Origin of the sequence: Rathayibacter sp. AY1F9 (genome assembly GCF_002932155.1) — a bacterium.
GTDB lineage: Bacteria > Actinomycetota > Actinomycetes > Actinomycetales > Microbacteriaceae > Rathayibacter.
In genome coordinates this window covers 21,507-37,543 of the sequence record NZ_PSVA01000011.1, presented here as the reverse complement: position 1 = coordinate 37,543, position 16,037 = coordinate 21,507, and the positions used below count along the sequence as shown (strand labels likewise).

Genomic DNA, 16,037 nt, shown 5'->3' with positions numbered 1-16,037 from the left:
GCCGGTACACTCGTCCTGAGCGGAAGGAGGCTCGTTCGCATGGATGAGCGCAACGACGAACAGCCCGACACCGGCACCGGTCCCACGCCGCGGACCGCCATGGACGCGGCTCGGGAATCGGGTCAGTACTCCCCGCGAGCGAGCGACACCGCTCCGACCCTCCTGCCCGACGGCGTGCGGATCACCCCGCCCGGCCCGCGGCGCCGCTCCACCGCCCCCGCTCCGGTCGAGGACGAGGACGCGATCGACGTCGGCCGCCTCGGCCTGCCGCCCTCGCGCTCGCACGCTCTCGCGCCCCCGGAGCCGAGTCCTGCTCCGACCCCCTCACCGGCTCCCGCTCACCCGTCCGGCGCAAACGGACCGGTCTCGGCGGGGATCCCCGCCCGAGCGGAGTCCGCCGAGAAGCCCGCGGCGTCCGAGTCCGCGGGGGAGCCCGCCGCCGTCCCCACGCGCCGCGACCGCCTCCGCGCCGAGTCCTCGAGCGCCGCTCCCGCCCCGTCCGCGCCGAGCGCCGCCGTCCCCGAGTCGGCGTCGATGCTCACCCCGGACAGGCTCCTGGAGGTCAACCGCAAGACCCGTCCCGCTCCCACGGGCGGCTGGCACCGCTTCCTCTACGGCCTGACCTTTCACACGGTCAACCTCGGCGACTCCGCGAAGGTGAAGGCGTGGAAGGCGATGGACGAGCGGATCGGCCGGCAGTTCGAGGGCGGCACCCGCTTCGTCCCGGTCATGACCCGCAAGGGCGGCGTCGGCAAGACCACGGTCACGACGCTCCTGGGCATGGCCCTCGCCGACGCGCGCGAGGACCGCATCATCGCGGTCGACGCGAACCCCGACCGCGGCACCCTGGCCGAGCGCGTCCCCAAGCAGACGCGGGCGACCGTCCGCGACGTCGTGAACCGCGCGGCCGGCGTGACGGGGTTCACCGAGTTCTCGACGATGGTCTCCCGCGACGAGACCCGCCTCGACGTCCTCGCCTCCGACACCGACCCGCAGCTCTCCGAGGCCTTCGACGAGGACGACTACAACGTGGTCGCCGACCTGGTCGAGCGCTTCTACTCGATCATGCTCACCGACTGCGGCACGGGCATCGTGCACTCGGTGATGCGGCCCACGCTGCAGCGCGCCGACACGGTGGTGATCGTCTCGGGCGGCAGCGTCGACGAGGCCCGCCTGGCCTCCGAGACCCTCACCTGGCTGGACGCGAACGGCTACGGCGCCCTGGTGCGCAACGCGGTCGTCGCGCTCAACACGGCGACGCAGGGCACGAGCCTGGTGAAGCTGGAGGAGATCGAGTCGCACTTCCGCTCCCGCGTCCGCGACATCGTCCGCATCCCCTACGACCCGGTGCTCGCCGCCGGATCCGTGGTGAAGTGGGAGCAGCTGCGCGAGGGCACGAAGGACGCCGCACGCCTGCTCGCCGCGCTCGTGGTCGAGGGCATGCCGGTCCGACGTGTCTGAGCCCCGGGGCTCCGAGGCGGCGTCCGCCGCGTTCCAGGACCGCACCGACGGACCCGACGCGACCACCGACTCCTTCGACTTGATCGTCATCGGGGCCGGCTCCGGCAACTCGATCGTCGGTCCGGAGTTCGACGGCCTGCGGGTCGCGATCCTCGACGACGGGGAGTGGTTCGGCGGCACCTGCCTCAACGCCGGCTGCATCCCGACCAAGATGTTCGTCCATGTCGCCGACGTGATCACCGACGTCGACCAGGGCGGCCCGATCGGCGTCCACTCCCGCCTCCGCCGCCCCGAGTGGGCCGAGGTGCGCGACCGGGTGTTCGGCCGGATCGACGCGATCAGCGAGGGCGGTTTCGAGTACCGCGATCAGCGCTCCCCGAACGTGACCGTCCTCCGCGAGAGCTTCGGCTTCGAGTCGCTCGGAGACGGCGACCGCCCGCACGTCCTCGTCAGCGCCAGCGGTGCCCGCATCAGTGCGCCGCAGGTGGTCGTGGCCGCCGGCTCGCGGCCCAGGCCGCTCCTCGCCGCGTACGAGCCGGACCCCCGCATCCAGGACTCCTCCTCCGTCATGCGGCTCGACGAGCTCCCCGAGCGGATGCTGATCCTCGGCGGCGGCGCGGTGGCCGTCGAGTTCGCCCACGTCTTCTCCTCCTTCGGCACGGCCGTGACCGTCGCCGTCCGCGGCGACCGCCTCCTCCGCGCCCTCGACGAGGACGTCTCGCGCCGGTTCACCGGGATCGCCGCCGAGCGGTACACGGTGCTCACCGGAGTGAGCGCCGAGAGCGTCGACGCCCGCCCAGACGGGCTCCGCGTCGCCCTCAGCGACGGCACGACGGTCGAGACCGACCTGCTCCTCGTCGCCCTCGGCCGCGACCCCAACAGCGACACGGTCGCCGCCGCCTCCGTCGGGATCGATCTGCACGAGGACGGCCGGATCAGCGTCGACCCCGAGCAGCGCGTCCTCTCCGGCGGACGCCCCGTGCCCGGCCTCTTCGCCCTCGGCGACGTGTCGTCTCGCTGGCAGCTCAAGCACGTCGCCAACCACGAGGCGCGCCTCGTGGCGCACAACCTCCTGCACCCGGGCGAGATGCTCTCCGACACCCTCTCGCCGGTGCCCGGCGCGATCTTCGCCCACCCGCAGATCGCCCACTTCGGGCTCACCGCGGCCGAAGCGCGAGACCACGGCCTGGACGTCGTCACCGTCACCCAGGAGTACGGCTCCACCGCCTTCGGCTGGGCGCTCGAGGACGACTCCAGCGCCTGCCTCCTGGTCGTCGGACTCGACGGCGCCCTCCTCGGCGCGCACATCATCGGGCCGCAGGCCAGTATCCTCATTCAGCCGCTCGTCCAGGCCGCCAGCGCCGGCACCGGCATCCGCGGACTCGCCCGCAGCCAGTACTGGCCGCACCCCGCAGCGAGCGAAGTCGTCGAGAACGCCCTCCTGAGCGCGGAGGAGGCCCTGAGGGAGCGCACCACATGACCGAACGCCAGATCCGCATCTTCGGGGACCCGGTGCTGAAGACCCCGTCCACGACCATCGAGACGGTCGACGCCGGCGTCCGCGGCCTCGTCGAGGACCTCGTCGACAGCGTCCGCCCGCCCGGACGCGCCGGCGTCGCAGCCCCCCAGATCGGCGTCAACCTCCGCGCCTTCAGCTACAACGTCGACGGCGTCATCGGCTACATCCTCAACCCCGAGATCATCGAGCTCAGCGGAGACCCGCAACCGGTCGACGAGGGCTGCCTCTCCGTCCCGAACCTCTGGTACCCCGCGATCCGCTACCCGCACGCGAAGGTCCGCGGCACCGACCTCGACGGCAACGAGATCGTCCTCGAAGGCGACGGCCTCATGGCCCAGGCCCTCCAGCACGAATGCGACCACCTCGACGGACGCCTCTACCTCGACCGCCTCTCCAAGGACGACCGCCGCGCCGCCATGAAGGCCGTCCGGGAATCCGACTGGTTCTGAGTTGGATTCCGAGCCGGTCCTTGCCCGGCTCGGCGCGGTCGGCTTGTCGAGGTGGGCGCGTTCTGTGGAGCGTCGTGCGTTCCGCCGACGGGAAAGCGCTGGGACGCGCTTTCCCGGATACGGCTGTGTCGAGGGGGAGCCGGTCCCTGCCCGGCTCCGCGCGGTCGGCTTTTCGAGGTGGGCGCGTTCCATGGAGCGTCGTGCGTTCCGCCGACGGGAAAGCGCTGGGACGCGCTTTCCCGGATACGGCTGTGTCGAGGGGGGGCCGGTCCTTGCCCGGCTCCGCGCGGTCGGCCTTTCGAAGTGGGCGCGTTCCGTGGAGCGTCGTGCGTTCCGCCGACGGGAAAGCGCTGGGACGCGCTTTTCCGGATACGGCTGTGTTGAGGGGGAGCCGGTCCTTGCCCGGCTCCGCGCAGTCGGCCGCTCGAGGTGGGGGCGTTCCGTGAAGCGTCGGGCGTTCCGCCGACGGGAAAGCGCTGGGACGCGCTTTTCCGGATACGGCTGTGTCGAGGGGGGCCGGTCCTTGCCCGGCTCCGCGCGGTCGGCTTCTCGGGGTGGGCGCGTTCTGTGGAGCGTCGTGAGTTCCGCCGACGGGAAAGCGCTGGGACGCGCTTTTCCGGATACGGCTGTGTCGAGGGGAGCCCGTCCTTGCCCGGCTCCGCGCGGTCGGCCTTTCGAGGTGGGCGCGTTCCGAGGAGCGTCGTGCGTTCCGCCGACGGGATAGAGCTGGGCGCGCTGTCCCGGAGGCGGCTGCGATCGGGACGGCCTGCTGGTGACGGCGGGAGAGCGCGGGGTCAGCGGAGGGAGATGCCCTCGGTGGCGGGGGCGGCGGAGTAGACGGCGGCGATGGTGTCGGCGAAGTCGGCGAGGATGACGTTGCGCTTGATGCTCATCTTCGGAGTCAGGTGACCGCTCGCCTCCGTGAACTCGGTCGGGAGGATCACGAACTTCCGGATCGACTCGGCGCGGGACACGCGCTCGTTCGCCGCATCGACGGCCCGCTGCACCTCGGCCAGAACGACCGGGTTCACGGCCGCGTCCTCGAGTGAGAGGCCCTTGTCCTGCCCGTTGTTGGCGAGCCACGTCGGCAGCATCTCGGAGTCGAGCGTGACCAGAGCAGCGATGAACGGGCGCTGATCGCCGACGACGACGACCTGGCCGACCAGCGGGTTCGCGCGGATCGGATCCTCCAGCGCCGCCGGAGCGACGTTCTTGCCGCCGGCGGTGACGATGATCTCCTTCTTCCGCCCGGTGACGCGCAGGTACCCGTCCTCGTCCAGGGTTCCGAGGTCGCCCGTGCGGAACCACTCGCCGTCGAACGACTCGGCCGTCGCCGCCTCGTTGTTCCAGTAGCCGCCGAAGACGTCGATGCCGCGCACCTGGATCTCGCCGTCGCCCGCGATCCGGATCGAGACGCCGGGCATCGCCGGGCCCACCGAGCCGATCTTGAAACGCTCGGTGCGGTTGACCGTGGCGGGCGCCGTCGTCTCCGTGAGGCCGTAGCCCTCGAGGATCTTGATGCCGAGGCTGTGGAAGAAGTGCCCGAGCCGGTCTCCCAGCGGCGCCGAGCCGGACACCGCGAAGCGGACGTTCCCGCCCATGGCGGTGCGCAGCTTCGAGTAGACGAGCCGGTCGAAGAGGAGGAACTGCAGCTTCAGCGCGAGCGGCACCGAGCCCGCCTCGAGCGCCATCGAGTGGGCGACGGCGACGTCGGCCGCGCGGCGGAAGATCTTCCCCTTCCCCCCGGCCTCGGCCTTCTGCTCGGCGGAGTTGTAGACCTTCTCGAACACGCGCGGCACGGCCAGGAGGAACGTCGGCTTGAAGGACGCGAGCGAGGGGAGCAGCTGCCTGGTGTCGGCCTGGTGCCCCACCTTCACCCCGCCGTGCACGCAGAGGATCGCGATGAAGCGGGCGAACACGTGCGCCGTGGTGATGAACAGCAGCGTCGACGCGCCGGGCTGGTGGATCAGCTCCGTCAGGGCGACCGCCGAGTTGCGGCTGAGCTCGACGAAGTTCGAGTGCCGGATGATGCAGCCCTTGGGGCGGCCGGTGGAGCCGGAGGTGTAGATGATCGTCGCGATGTCGGTGCCGGTCGCCAGCGAGCGGCGGCGCTCGATCTCGGCGTCCGGCACGTCGACGCCGCGCGCGACGAGCTTGTCCAGATCGCCCAGCCCGATCTGCCAGGCGAGTCGGACCTCGGGAAGGTCGGCGCGGATCTCGTCGAAGCGGGCGAAGTGCTCGGGAGTCTCGACGATCACGGCGTGCGCGCCGGAGTCGGCGAGGTTCCACTGCACCTGCGCGGGGGAGGAGGTCTCGTACACCGGGACGAGGATCCCGCCGGCGAACCAGACGGCGAAGTCGATCAGCGTCCACTCGTAGCGCGTCTTGCAGATCAGCCCGACCTTCTCGCCCGGCTCGAGGCCGGCGGCGACGAAGCCCTTCGCGAGGGCCGTGACCTGGTCGAGGAACTCCTGCGCCGTCACATCGCGCCAGCCGTCGCCGTCGGGCAGCGCGAAGAGCGGGCGATCGGGTGTCTCGCGGACGCGGTCCAGCAGGAGGGCGGTCGTGTTGGCCTGGGGATCGGCCGGAACCACCAGGGGGGAATCGAACTGGTCCACGGCAACTCCTTCGGTACCTGAATGAACGTCGTCTCCACCCTACCGGCGCGGCGCAAGCTGTGGATCCGTTCAGGGTAACGATCCAGGGGTGGCTCCGCGAGGAGGGCCGACACGCGTCGCCGGGTCTCGCCGCTGAGCCGCATCGGAGCGCTCGCGGTCACTACACTCGTCCTGGCCGCCGCTCAGGGCGGCCCGCCGACGCTGCCGCGCCGGTGGCGACGGGAAGGCGGTTCGCGTGCACGCGATCGGGATCGACATCGGCGGCACGAAGATCGCCGGAGCCCTGGTCGACGAGTTCGGGGGGATCCTCCGCGAGGACCGTCGGCCCACTCCTGCCGGGCACCCCGAGCTGATCGTCGACGTCGTGGTCGAGATGGTCGAGCATCTGCGCTCCGGCCTGCTCCCGGGAGACGTCTCCGCGGTCGGAGTCGCCGCCGCCGGCTTCATCGACGCCTCGCAGTCGATCGTCTACTACGCCCCGAACATCAACTGGCGCAACGAGCCCTTCCGCGAGAAGCTCTCGGCCCGCATCGACCTGCCGATCATCATCGAGAACGATGCGAACGCCGCCGGCTGGGCCGAGTTCCGCTACGGCTCGGGCCGCCTCGTCAGCGACATGCTGATGCTCACCATCGGCACCGGAGTGGGTGGCGCGATCGTCATCAACGACCGGCTCCTGCGCGGCGGCTTCGGCGCCGCGGCCGAGATCGGGCACATGCGCGTCGTCCCCGGAGGCCTGCCCTGCGGCTGCGGCGCCCGCGGCTGCATCGAGCAGTACGGCTCGGGCCGCGCGCTCCAGCGCTTCGCCGGCGAGCTGGCCGACGCGGGCGGGATCGGCCAGGGCATCGCCGACGCCCGCGCCCGCAACGGCGGCGAGCTGAACGGCCACCTCATCTCCGAGCTGATCACCGCCGGCGACCTCGGCGCCCTCGCGGCGCTGCGACAGCTCGGCCACTGGCTGGGCGAGGCGGCGGCCAGCCTGAGCGCCGTCCTCGACCCGCAGATGTTCGTCATCGGCGGCGGAGTGGCGCAGGCGGGCGACCTCCTGCTGGACCCCATCCGCCAGGCCTACCTCGACAACCTCCCCGCCCGGGGCTACCACCCCGAGCCCGAGTTCCGCATCGCGGAGCTCGTCAATGACGCCGGAGTCGTGGGGGCCGCCGACCTGGCGCGCCTGCACGCGAGCTCCCTCTAGCGGCACCCGCCGCACCCGATCCGCCGCACCGCCGAGGAGCCCGATGTTCTACTGGTTCATGAAGCACATCGTCGCGGGCCCGCTCCTGAAGACGATCTTCCGGCCGTGGGTGGTCGGCGCCGACAAGGTGCCGCAGAACGGCGGCGTGATCCTCGCGAGCAACCACCTCTCCTTCATCGACTCCGTGATCCTCCCGCTGGTGATCGAGCGGAACATGGTCTTCCTCGCCAAGAGCGACTACTTCACCGGCAAGGGCCTCAAGGGCTGGGCGACGCGGACGTTCTTCACCGCCACGGGGATGCTGCCCATCGACCGCTCCGGTGGCAAGGCGTCGGAGGCCTCGCTCAACACGGGCCTCCGCGTCCTCGCGGGCGGCCACGCCCTGGGCATCTATCCCGAGGGCACGCGCAGCCCCGACGGCCGCATGTACCGCGGCCGCACCGGTGTCGCGCGCATGGTCCTCGAGGCCCGCGTGCCCGTCATCCCGGTCGCCATGATCGACACCGCGCGCATCATGCCCATCGGCAAGCGCCTGCCGAAGCTGGGCCGCATCGGCATCGTCTTCGGGGAGCCGCTCGACTTCAGCCGCTTCGAGGGCATGGAGGGCGACCGGTTCATCCTCCGCTCGATCACCGACGAGATCATGTACGAGCTCCTCGCCCTGAGTGGCCAGGAGTACCTCGACGTCTACGCGACCTCGGTCAAGGAGAAGCGCGCGGCCCTCACCCGCTGAGCGCCCGCTCGACGCCGGGGGCCCCTCCCGGCCGAGCGCCCTGCCAGGCTATAAGCTCGTCAACCGCTGCCGTCCGTCCGGACGGCGGCCCTCCGCGCGCCGCTGGCGCCCGTCAGAACCGGGAACACCCTCGTGGTCATCGATCCGAACGAACCGTACGTCCTCGCCGCCCCCTCCGTGGTCGCCGGCCTGGACTATTGGCGCGAGCTCGAGATCAAGCAGCAGCCGCAGTGGCCCGATGCGGAGGCCGTGCGAGCGGCGTCCGCCGAGGTGGCCGCGCTCCCTCCGCTGGTGTTCGCCGGCGAGGTGGACCAGCTGCGCGAGCGTCTCGGAGCCGCGGCCCGCGGCGAGGCGTTCCTCCTGCAGGGCGGCGACTGCGCCGAGACCTTCGCCGGAGCGACCGCCGAGCAGATCCGCAACCGCGTCAAGACCGTGCTGCAGATGGCCGTCGTCCTGACCTACGGCGCGAGCATGCCCGTCATCAAGATGGGCCGGATGGCCGGCCAGTTCGCGAAGCCGCGCTCGAGCGACCTCGAGACCCGCGGCGACGTGACCCTGCCCGCCTACCGCGGCGACATCGTCAACGGCTACGACTTCACCCCGGAGTCGCGCGCCGCGGACCCGCGTCGCATCGTGCAGGGCTACCACACCGCCGCCTCGACGCTGAACCTCATCCGCGCCTTCACGCAGGGCGGATTCGCCGACCTGCGCCTCGTCCACTACTGGAACAAGGGCTTCACCGAGAACCCGCAGAACCAGCGCTACGAGCAGCTGGCCCGCGAGATCGACCGCGCGGTCAAGTTCATGGTGGCGTGCGGGGCCGACTTCGAGGGCATGAAGCGCACCGAGTTCTACACCGGCCACGAGGGCCTGCTGATGGACTACGAGCGCCCCATGACGCGCATCGACTCGCGGACCGGCACGCCGTACAACACCTCCAGCCACTTCATCTGGATCGGCGAGCGCACCCGCGAGCTCGACGGCGCGCACGTCGACTTCCTGTCGCGGGTGCGCAACCCGATCGGCGTGAAGCTCGGCCCGTCGACCACGCCCGAGACGATGCTCGAGCTGATCGACAAGCTCGACCCCGAGCGGGAGCCCGGTCGCCTCACCTTCATCACCCGCATGGGTGCCGGGAGGATCCGCGACGCCCTCCCGCCGCTGCTCGAGGCCGTCAAGCGGAGCGACGCCCTGCCGCTGTGGGTGACCGATCCGATGCACGGCAACGGGCTGACGACGCCGACCGGCTACAAGACCCGTCGCTTCGACGACGTGGTCGACGAGGTCAAGGGCTTCTTCGAGGCGCACCGCGCCGCGGGGACGCACCCGGGCGGCATCCACGTCGAGCTCACGGGCGACGACGTCACCGAGTGCCTCGGCGGCTCGGAGCACATCGACGAGGCGACGCTCGCCACCCGGTACGAGTCGGTCTGCGACCCGCGCCTCAACCACATGCAGTCGCTCGAGCTCGCGTTCCTCGTGGCGGAGGAGCTCCGGGGCCGCGCGATCTGATCCGACCCCGACCGCCGGTCGAGTCCTCGTTGAGGGCTCGACCGGCGGCGTCAGGTCGTGATGGTGATCGACAGCTGGATCGTCGTGCCGCGCTGCACGAGATCGCCGGCCTTGTTGGACTGGTTCGTGACCTTGGTCAGCTCGTTCGGCGCCGCGTCGATCAGCGGGCCGAGCGTCGTCAGGGAGTAGCTCCACGACAGGTCCGCCGCCTCGAGGGCCGCCTTCGCCTCGTCGCGGTTCATCCCCACGACGTTCGGCACGGCGACGGGCTCGGGCCCCTTCGACACGACGACCGAGACGGTGTCGCCGGTCACGGCGGGCGCCTCCGGGTTCGCCTGCGTGAGGACGACGCCCGCGGCCACGGTGTCGCTCCAGTCCTCGCCGCTGCGGTCGAGGGCGAGACCGGCCGCCTCCGCCTTCGCCGTCGCGTCGTCGATCGAGAGGCCGACGACGTTCGGGATCGGTCCGAGGCTCACCACCATCGCGATGGTGCTGGTCTCGGACATCGTCTCGGGCAGCGCCGATCCGTCAGGCAGCGAGGCGGAGACGACCACACCCGCGTCGACGTCGGCGTCGAAGATCTTCGAGACGTCGCCGACGGTGAAGGAGCCGCCCGTCACCGCGGCAGCAGCGTCGGCCTCCGAGAGGCCGGCGAGAGACGGGACCGGCAGCTGGCGCGGCCCGCTCGAGACGGTCAGCGTGATGACGGAGCCCTTGTGCACCCCCTGCCCGCCGGGCGGATCGGAGCTCACCACCGTCCCCGCGGGCACGGTGAGGTCGGGCGTCTCCTGCGGCTGCACCTCGAAGCCCTGCGCCTGCAGCTGGGCCGTCGCGTCCTGCTGCGACTGGCTGACGACGTCCGGGATCGACACGATCGCGCCGGGTCCCTCGCCGAACCACCAGGCCGTCCCGCCGCCGATGAGCGCCAGGAGGAGGACGACCACCGTGAGCAGGACGCCGCGGCGCCGTCGGACGCGGCGCCTGCTCGCGAGCCGGGCGACGGTGTCGTCGTCCTCGTCGACCACGAGCACCGCTCCGGGGGCCGGCGCCGGGTCGAAGACCGAGGTCTGCCCGGGCTCCGCCGGATCGAAGACGGCCGTCGCGGGCGCCGGATCGGCGACGGGCGCCGGGAGCGGGGTGACCGCCTGCGTGTCGCCGCGGCGGTCGCTCGGTGTGATGCCCATGAGCCGCTCGGCCTCGAGTAGCTGCGCGAGCATGACACCGGCGTCGCGGGGCCGCATGTCCGGGTCGCGCTCGGTCGCCCAGAGGACGAGCTCGTCGAGCGAGGTGGGGACGGAGGCGACCGTCGCGCTGGGGTACGGGACGGAGTCGTTCGCGTGCTGGTACGCGATCTGCATCGGCTGCTCGCCCGTGAAGGGCTGCTCTCCGGTGAGCATCTCGTAGATCATGATCCCGATGGCGTAGATGTCGCTGCGGGTGTCGGCGGTGCCCCGCGTGACCAGCTCGGGGGAGAGGTAGGCGATCGTGCCGAGGAGGGCCTGACCGGAGGCGGTGTTGGCGGAGGCGGCGCGCGCGAGGCCGAAGTCGCCGATCTTGATCCGGCCGTCGTCGGCGAGGAGCACGTTCTCGGGCTTGAGGTCGCGGTGGAGGATCCCGGCGCGGTGCGCGGCGGCGAGACCCGAGAGCACGGAGTGCATGATGTCGACGACCTGCTGGGCGGTCAGCCGGCCGCGCTCCTTGAGCAGGTCGCGCAGGGTGATCCCGGGGAGGTACTCCATCACCAGGTAGGCCATGTCCGAGTCCTGGCCCTGGTCGAAGACGCTGACCACGTTCGGGTGGGCGAGACGGGCGGCGGAGCGCGCCTCCTGGACGAAGCGGTTCTTGAACGTCGCGTCGTCGGAGAGGTGGCCGTGCATGACCTTCATCGCCACGCGGCGCTCGAGGCGCTGATCGTGCGCGAGGTAGACCGTCGCCATGCCGCCGCGGGCGATCCTCGAGCGCACCTCGTACCGGCCGTCGACGAGACGGCCGAGGAGAGGGTCGAGCTGGCTGGTGGTCACGCGACGAGTCTAGGCAAGACCCCCGGGGGAACCGGTGAGCGACGCCCGGGCGGCGCAGGACGGGCCCGACTCCTTCTCCGGGGCGCCCGCAGTTGGCGGCCCTCCGGGCTCGTGGCAGTCTTGACGCGTGACCGACTCGTCCGCTTCCCCCGCCACCTCGACCGATTCCGAGCTCGAGTGGCTGACCGTCCCCGACCTCGTGGAGCTGACCGGGCTCGGCGCCGGCCGGGTCCGCCGCCTCCTCGAGGAGCGCCACCTGCTCGGCACCCGCCGCGACGGCGTGCTGAAGGTCCCCGCCCTCTTCCTCCGCGACGGGGAGCCGATGAGCGAGATCCGCGGCACCGCGATCCTGCTCGCCGACTCCGGCTTCACCGACGACGAGGCGGTCGACTGGATGCTGACGGTCGAGGAGAGCCTGGGCACGAGCCCGATCGTCGCCCTCCGCGCCGGCCGCAAGGCCGAGGTCCGGCGGGTCGCCCAGGCCCTGGCCTGATCCCGCCGGTCCGCTCCTAGGAGGTGCGGACCGTGACCTGGGCGGCCAGCTCGCGCAGCTCCGCCACGCCCTCCGTGCGGAGCGGCGCGTCGGGGAGGACCGCGATCGCCGCGGCCACCTCCTGGTCGATGCGCTCCTCGAGCCGCTCGAGGGCGCCGCTGCCCGCGATGATCTCCTGCGCCCGCGCGATGGACGCCGCGTCGGCGTCGTTCCGGCCCACGACCGCGTCGAGCTCGGCCCGCTCGCCCGGCGAGCACGCGCCGCGGGCGAGGCCGAGCAGCACGGTGCGCTTGCCCTCCCGCAGATCGTCGCCGGCCGGCTTGCCCGTCACTGCCGGGTCGCCGAAGACTCCGAGGACGTCGTCGCGCAGCTGGAAGGCGATCCCGACCGGGAGCCCGAAGCGGCGCAGGGCGTCCAGCTGAGCGTCGTCGCCGCCGGCGAGGGAGCCGCCGATCACCAGCGGCGCCTCGATGCTGTACTTCGCGCTCTTGTAGACCACCACCCGCTCCGCCCGCTGCAGGTGCTCGTGCTCGGGGTGCTGCACCCACGCGCTCTCCTCGAGGATGTCGAGGTACTGGCCCAGCGTGACCTCGGTGCGCATCAGGTTGAACTCCGCGCGCGCGCGCTCGGCTGCGACTCGATCCCCGAGCGACCACTCCGCCGCGGCGAAGATCTCGTCCGACCAGACCAGGAGGAGGTCGCCGAGGAGGATCGCGGAGGAGCGGCCGAACTCGTCGCGGTCGCCGGTCCAGCCGCCGTCGGCGTGGAAGGAGGAGAAGCGCCGGTGGGCCGCGGGAGCCCCGCGGCGGGTGTCGGAGTTGTCGATCACGTCGTCGTGGACAAGGGCGGCGGCGTGGAACAGCTCCAGCCCGGCGCCCACCCTCGCGATCGGATCGGAGCCGCTCGGATGGGCCTCGCTCGAGGTGCTCGACACGGCGTTCCAGCCCGCCTCGCAGAAGCGCGCGCGGAACCGCTTGCCCCCGCTGAGAAAGTCCCGCGAAAGGTCGCCGAGGGCGGAGACGTCCTCTCCTATGGAGCGCAGAATTGGCGTGCGCCCGGTGAGGAATTCATCGATTCGGAGCTGGACGCGATCGACCAGTCGAGAGCTGTGGTTCACCCGACCAGCCTATGCACCGAAGGTGCCTGGTGCCTGCGTCGGGCTCGGTCTACACTGAAGCGCCGCCCGACCGGTCGAGCCCAGACGCCGCCTATTCCGGTGCCGATCCCCGAAAGGGTCGACGCCGCACCCTGAAGGGGTCACGATGCCGCTTTCGGAACACGAGCAACGGCTCCTCGATGAGATGGAGCGGAACCTCTACCAGAACGACGCCGATTTCGTGGCGGCGGTCGGCAAGGGACGCGGCGGCACCAACTACCGGGCCCTCGTGCTCGGCATCCTCCTCGGCATCCTCGGTCTCGCCGTGCTCGTCGCGGGAGTGGTCGTGCGCCAGCCCCTCGTCGGCATCCTCGGGTTCGCCTTCATGCTCGGCGGCGTGATCGTGGCCATGCGCCCGGCCGCCGGCGGCTCCGCCGAGCCCGGCCTGCCCGACGTCGGCCGTCCGTCGAAGCCCCGCTCGGGCAACCGCCAGGGGTCCGGCTTCATGGACCGTCTGAACGATAGGTGGGACAACCGCGGAGACGGGCGCGGCTAGCCCCCCTCTCCGCTCCACCACAGGGTCGATCCTCACGGATCGGCCCTTTTTTCGTGCCCGCGGCCTCCCTCCCGCGACCTTCCCCCTCCACTTCGCCCCACTGTCGCGATTCCGCGGAAACACGCGGATGACCGGGGCCTCTCCGGCGTGCCCCGCGCCGCGCCGGGGTTGTGAGTGGGGGGAAGTGGAGTACTGTGGAGGACACACCATCCTTGGCCGGAAGAAGTGGGGGGCAGTCCGTGTTCCTCGGCACCTATTCCCCCAAGCTCGACGAGAAGGGCCGCGTGATCCTCCCCGCCAAGTTCCGCGACGAGCTCTCCTCCGGAGTCGTCGTCACGCGCGGCCAGGAGCGGTGCCTGTACGTGTTCAGCCAGGCCGAGTTCGAGGTGATGCACGAGAAGATCCGGCAGGCGCCGGTGACCAGCAAGCAGGCGCGGGACTTCCTCCGGGTGTTCCTCTCGGGCGCGAGCGCCGAGACGCCGGACAAGCAGAACCGCGTGACCCTCCCGGCTCCGCTGCGTGCGTACGCGGGCCTCGACCGCGACCTCACCGTCATCGGAGCGGGCAACCGCGCCGAGATCTGGGCGCAGGGCGCCTGGGAGACCTACCTGCAGGAGCAGGAGTCCGTGTTCTCCGACACCCAGGAGGAGGTGATCCCCGGCCTGTTCTAGGTCCTGTCGCGCGACTCCCAGCCACTCGGCGCCCGGACGCACCTTCCCCGGTGTCCGGACGCGAGGTGGATGGGGATCGGACGACAGGAACGGGAACGGCGGGACCGCCATGGCAGAGAACACTCCGAAGGGCGCTCCGCGCCCGACCGAGGAGCGGCACCTCCCGGTGCTGCTCGAGCGCTGCGTCGAGCTCCTGGCTCCGGCGCTGGAGCGCGACGGGGCGGTCGTCGTCGACGCGACGCTCGGCATGGGCGGGCACTCGCTCGCGCTGCTCGAGCGCTTCCCCGGCCTGCACCTCGTGGGCCTGGACCGCGACCCCGAGGCGCTGCAGCTCGCGGGGGAGCGGCTCTCCGCCCACGCCTCCCGGATCGACCTCGTGCACGCCGTCTACGACGAGCTGCCCGACGTGCTCGACGAGCTGGGCATCGACACGATCGACGGTGCGCTCTTCGACCTCGGCGTCTCCTCGCTCCAGCTCGACGAGACCGAGCGCGGCTTCTCCTACTCCAAGGACGCGCCGCTGGACATGCGGATGGACTCGACCGCCCCGCTCACGGCGGCGAGCATCCTCGCCGACTACGACGAGACCGCCCTGCGCCGCATCTTCCACGAGTACGGCGAGGAGCGCCTCGCCGCGCGCTACGCCAAGAAGATCGTGGAGGCCCGTCGCGAGGCTCCGCTGGAGCGCTCCGGCCGTCTCGTCGAGATCATCCAGGCGGCGACCCCGGTCGCGATCCAGCGGAACGGCCACCCCGCCAAGCGCGTCTTCCAGGCGCTGCGGATCGAGGTCAACCAGGAGCTGTCCGTCCTCGAGCGGGCGATCCCCGCCGCGCTGGGCCGGATCAACGAGGGCGGGCGGATCGTCGTCGAGGCGTACCAGTCGCTCGAGGACCGGATCGTCAAGCGCGCGCTCCAGGCCGCGTCCTCCTCCACCGCCCCGGCCGGCCTCCCGATGGAGCTGCCGGAGCACCGACCCGAGTTCCGACTCGTCATCCGCGGAGCCGAGCTCGCCTCCGACGACGAGAAGGCCCGCAACCCCCGAGCGACACCCGTGCGTCTGCGCGCGGCCGAGAGGATCAGGAGCACCGCATGAGCGCCACCGCCGTCATCGACCCCGCCGTCATCGACACCGCCCGCCGAGCACGCCCCGAGGAGGAGGCGCCCCGCCCCCGCATCGAGGCCGTCCCGGCCGGTCAGGCGCAGTCGCGCCCGAAGCTCGTCTACGGGATCGTCGCCGTCGCCGGCCTCTTCGCGATCATCGTCGTCCAGCTCCTGGTGAGCGTCGGCCTCTCGCAGGGGGCCTACCAGATCTCGGCGCTGCAGACGGAGCAGAAATCGCTCACCCGCAGCAACGCGGAGAAGCAGGACGCCGTCGACACGCTGAGCTCGCCGCAGAACCTCGCCACCGCCGCGCAGGGCCTGGGCATGGTCGCCAATACCGCGCCGGTCTACCTCCGCCTCTCGGACGGCGCCGTGCTGGGCGACCCCTCCTCCGCCGCGTCGAGCGAAGTCGCGGGCACCGCCTCCGCGCCGCTCGTGCCCAACGCCCTCGTCCCGGCTCTCCAGCCCGGCGCGAGCGCGTCCTCCCCGGCTGTCGACGGTGCGGCCGTACCGTTGCAGGGCGAGCTGCCCGCGCCCATCACGCACTGACGCACGGCGTCGCGGTCCGCCTCCGCGCGGGCACCCGCCCCGCGGGGCGCACGACGACCATCC

Annotated in this window: 14 protein-coding genes; 11 read left to right on the top strand and 3 right to left on the bottom strand. The window is 71.8% G+C overall.

Annotation, left to right across the window (positions count from 1 at the left end):
* Positions 1-39 precede the first annotated feature (39 nt).
* Genes C5C37_RS08970 through def form a run of 3 tightly spaced genes read left to right on the top strand, consistent with a single transcriptional unit; the run spans position 40 to position 3,429 of the window.
* Positions 40-1,461 carry a MinD/ParA family protein gene (locus C5C37_RS08970; protein ID WP_258063289.1) on the top strand — a complete coding sequence of 474 codons (1,422 nt, stop codon included), beginning with the start codon at positions 40-42 and terminating at the stop codon, positions 1,459-1,461.
* Positions 1,454-2,941 (top strand): mycothione reductase, encoded by a 1,488-nt coding sequence (locus C5C37_RS08965; protein WP_104338815.1) that lies wholly within the window; start codon positions 1,454-1,456, stop codon positions 2,939-2,941. The genes C5C37_RS08970 and C5C37_RS08965 overlap by 8 nt, the downstream gene beginning before the upstream one ends.
* The gene (def, locus tag C5C37_RS08960) at positions 2,938-3,429 is read left to right on the top strand and encodes a peptide deformylase (RefSeq protein WP_104250747.1); all 492 of its coding nucleotides are present in this window, start codon (positions 2,938-2,940) and stop codon (positions 3,427-3,429) included. The genes C5C37_RS08965 and def overlap by 4 nt, the downstream gene beginning before the upstream one ends.
* Before the next feature lie 794 nt (positions 3,430-4,223).
* Here def and C5C37_RS08955 read toward each other — a convergent pair.
* Positions 4,224-6,047: a long-chain fatty acid--CoA ligase gene (locus C5C37_RS08955; RefSeq protein ID WP_104247148.1), complete on the bottom strand. Its 1,824-nt coding sequence runs from the start codon at positions 6,045-6,047 to the stop codon at positions 4,224-4,226.
* Between the two features lie 235 nt (positions 6,048-6,282).
* Here C5C37_RS08955 and C5C37_RS08950 point away from each other — a divergent pair, with 235 nt between their 5' ends.
* The 3 genes from C5C37_RS08950 to C5C37_RS08940 all read left to right on the top strand — a co-directional run bounded on the left by C5C37_RS08950 (position 6,283) and on the right by C5C37_RS08940 (position 9,487).
* On the top strand, positions 6,283-7,242 hold the full coding sequence (locus tag C5C37_RS08950) for an ROK family glucokinase (protein ID WP_104222580.1): 960 nt from the start codon (positions 6,283-6,285) through the stop codon (positions 7,240-7,242).
* A gap of 43 nt (positions 7,243-7,285) precedes the next feature.
* Positions 7,286-7,975: a 1-acyl-sn-glycerol-3-phosphate acyltransferase gene (locus C5C37_RS08945; RefSeq protein ID WP_104222581.1), complete on the top strand. Its 690-nt coding sequence runs from the start codon at positions 7,286-7,288 to the stop codon at positions 7,973-7,975.
* Positions 7,976-8,152: 177 nt separating this feature from the next.
* The gene (locus C5C37_RS08940; protein ID WP_104222617.1) at positions 8,153-9,487 is read left to right on the top strand and encodes a class II 3-deoxy-7-phosphoheptulonate synthase; all 1,335 of its coding nucleotides are present in this window, start codon (positions 8,153-8,155) and stop codon (positions 9,485-9,487) included.
* A gap of 50 nt (positions 9,488-9,537) precedes the next feature.
* Here the strand turns inward: C5C37_RS08940 and pknB are convergent, their stop codons facing one another.
* Complete coding sequence (gene pknB / locus C5C37_RS08935; RefSeq protein WP_104250750.1) at positions 9,538-11,508, bottom strand: Stk1 family PASTA domain-containing Ser/Thr kinase; 1,971 nt, start codon at positions 11,506-11,508, stop codon at positions 9,538-9,540.
* A gap of 127 nt (positions 11,509-11,635) precedes the next feature.
* Here pknB and C5C37_RS08930 point away from each other — a divergent pair, with 127 nt between their 5' ends.
* Positions 11,636-12,001, top strand: coding sequence for an Rv2175c family DNA-binding protein (locus C5C37_RS08930; protein ID WP_104222583.1), 366 nt, complete (start codon positions 11,636-11,638; stop codon positions 11,999-12,001).
* Between the two features lie 16 nt (positions 12,002-12,017).
* Here C5C37_RS08930 and C5C37_RS08925 read toward each other — a convergent pair whose 3' ends face one another.
* Entirely contained in the window at positions 12,018-13,118 is a 1,101-nt protein-coding gene (locus C5C37_RS08925) for a polyprenyl synthetase family protein (RefSeq protein WP_104238695.1), read from the bottom strand.
* Positions 13,119-13,263: 145 nt separating this feature from the next.
* On the opposite strand from C5C37_RS08925, the gene C5C37_RS08920 reads away from it, so the two are divergent.
* The 4 genes from C5C37_RS08920 (at position 13,264) to C5C37_RS08905 (ending at position 15,974) form a co-directional block, all read left to right on the top strand.
* Complete coding sequence (locus C5C37_RS08920; protein ID WP_104222585.1) at positions 13,264-13,653, top strand: DUF3040 domain-containing protein; 390 nt, start codon at positions 13,264-13,266, stop codon at positions 13,651-13,653.
* A 239-nt stretch (positions 13,654-13,892) separates the two neighbouring features.
* On the top strand, positions 13,893-14,324 hold the full coding sequence (gene mraZ / locus C5C37_RS08915) for a division/cell wall cluster transcriptional repressor MraZ (protein WP_104222586.1): 432 nt from the start codon (positions 13,893-13,895) through the stop codon (positions 14,322-14,324).
* A gap of 109 nt (positions 14,325-14,433) precedes the next feature.
* On the top strand, positions 14,434-15,417 hold the full coding sequence (rsmH, locus tag C5C37_RS08910; protein ID WP_104225374.1) for a 16S rRNA (cytosine(1402)-N(4))-methyltransferase RsmH: 984 nt from the start codon (positions 14,434-14,436) through the stop codon (positions 15,415-15,417).
* Positions 15,414-15,974: a hypothetical protein gene (locus C5C37_RS08905; protein ID WP_104222588.1), complete on the top strand. Its 561-nt coding sequence runs from the start codon at positions 15,414-15,416 to the stop codon at positions 15,972-15,974. The genes rsmH and C5C37_RS08905 overlap by 4 nt, the downstream gene beginning before the upstream one ends.
* The last annotated feature ends 63 nt before the right edge of the window (positions 15,975-16,037 follow it).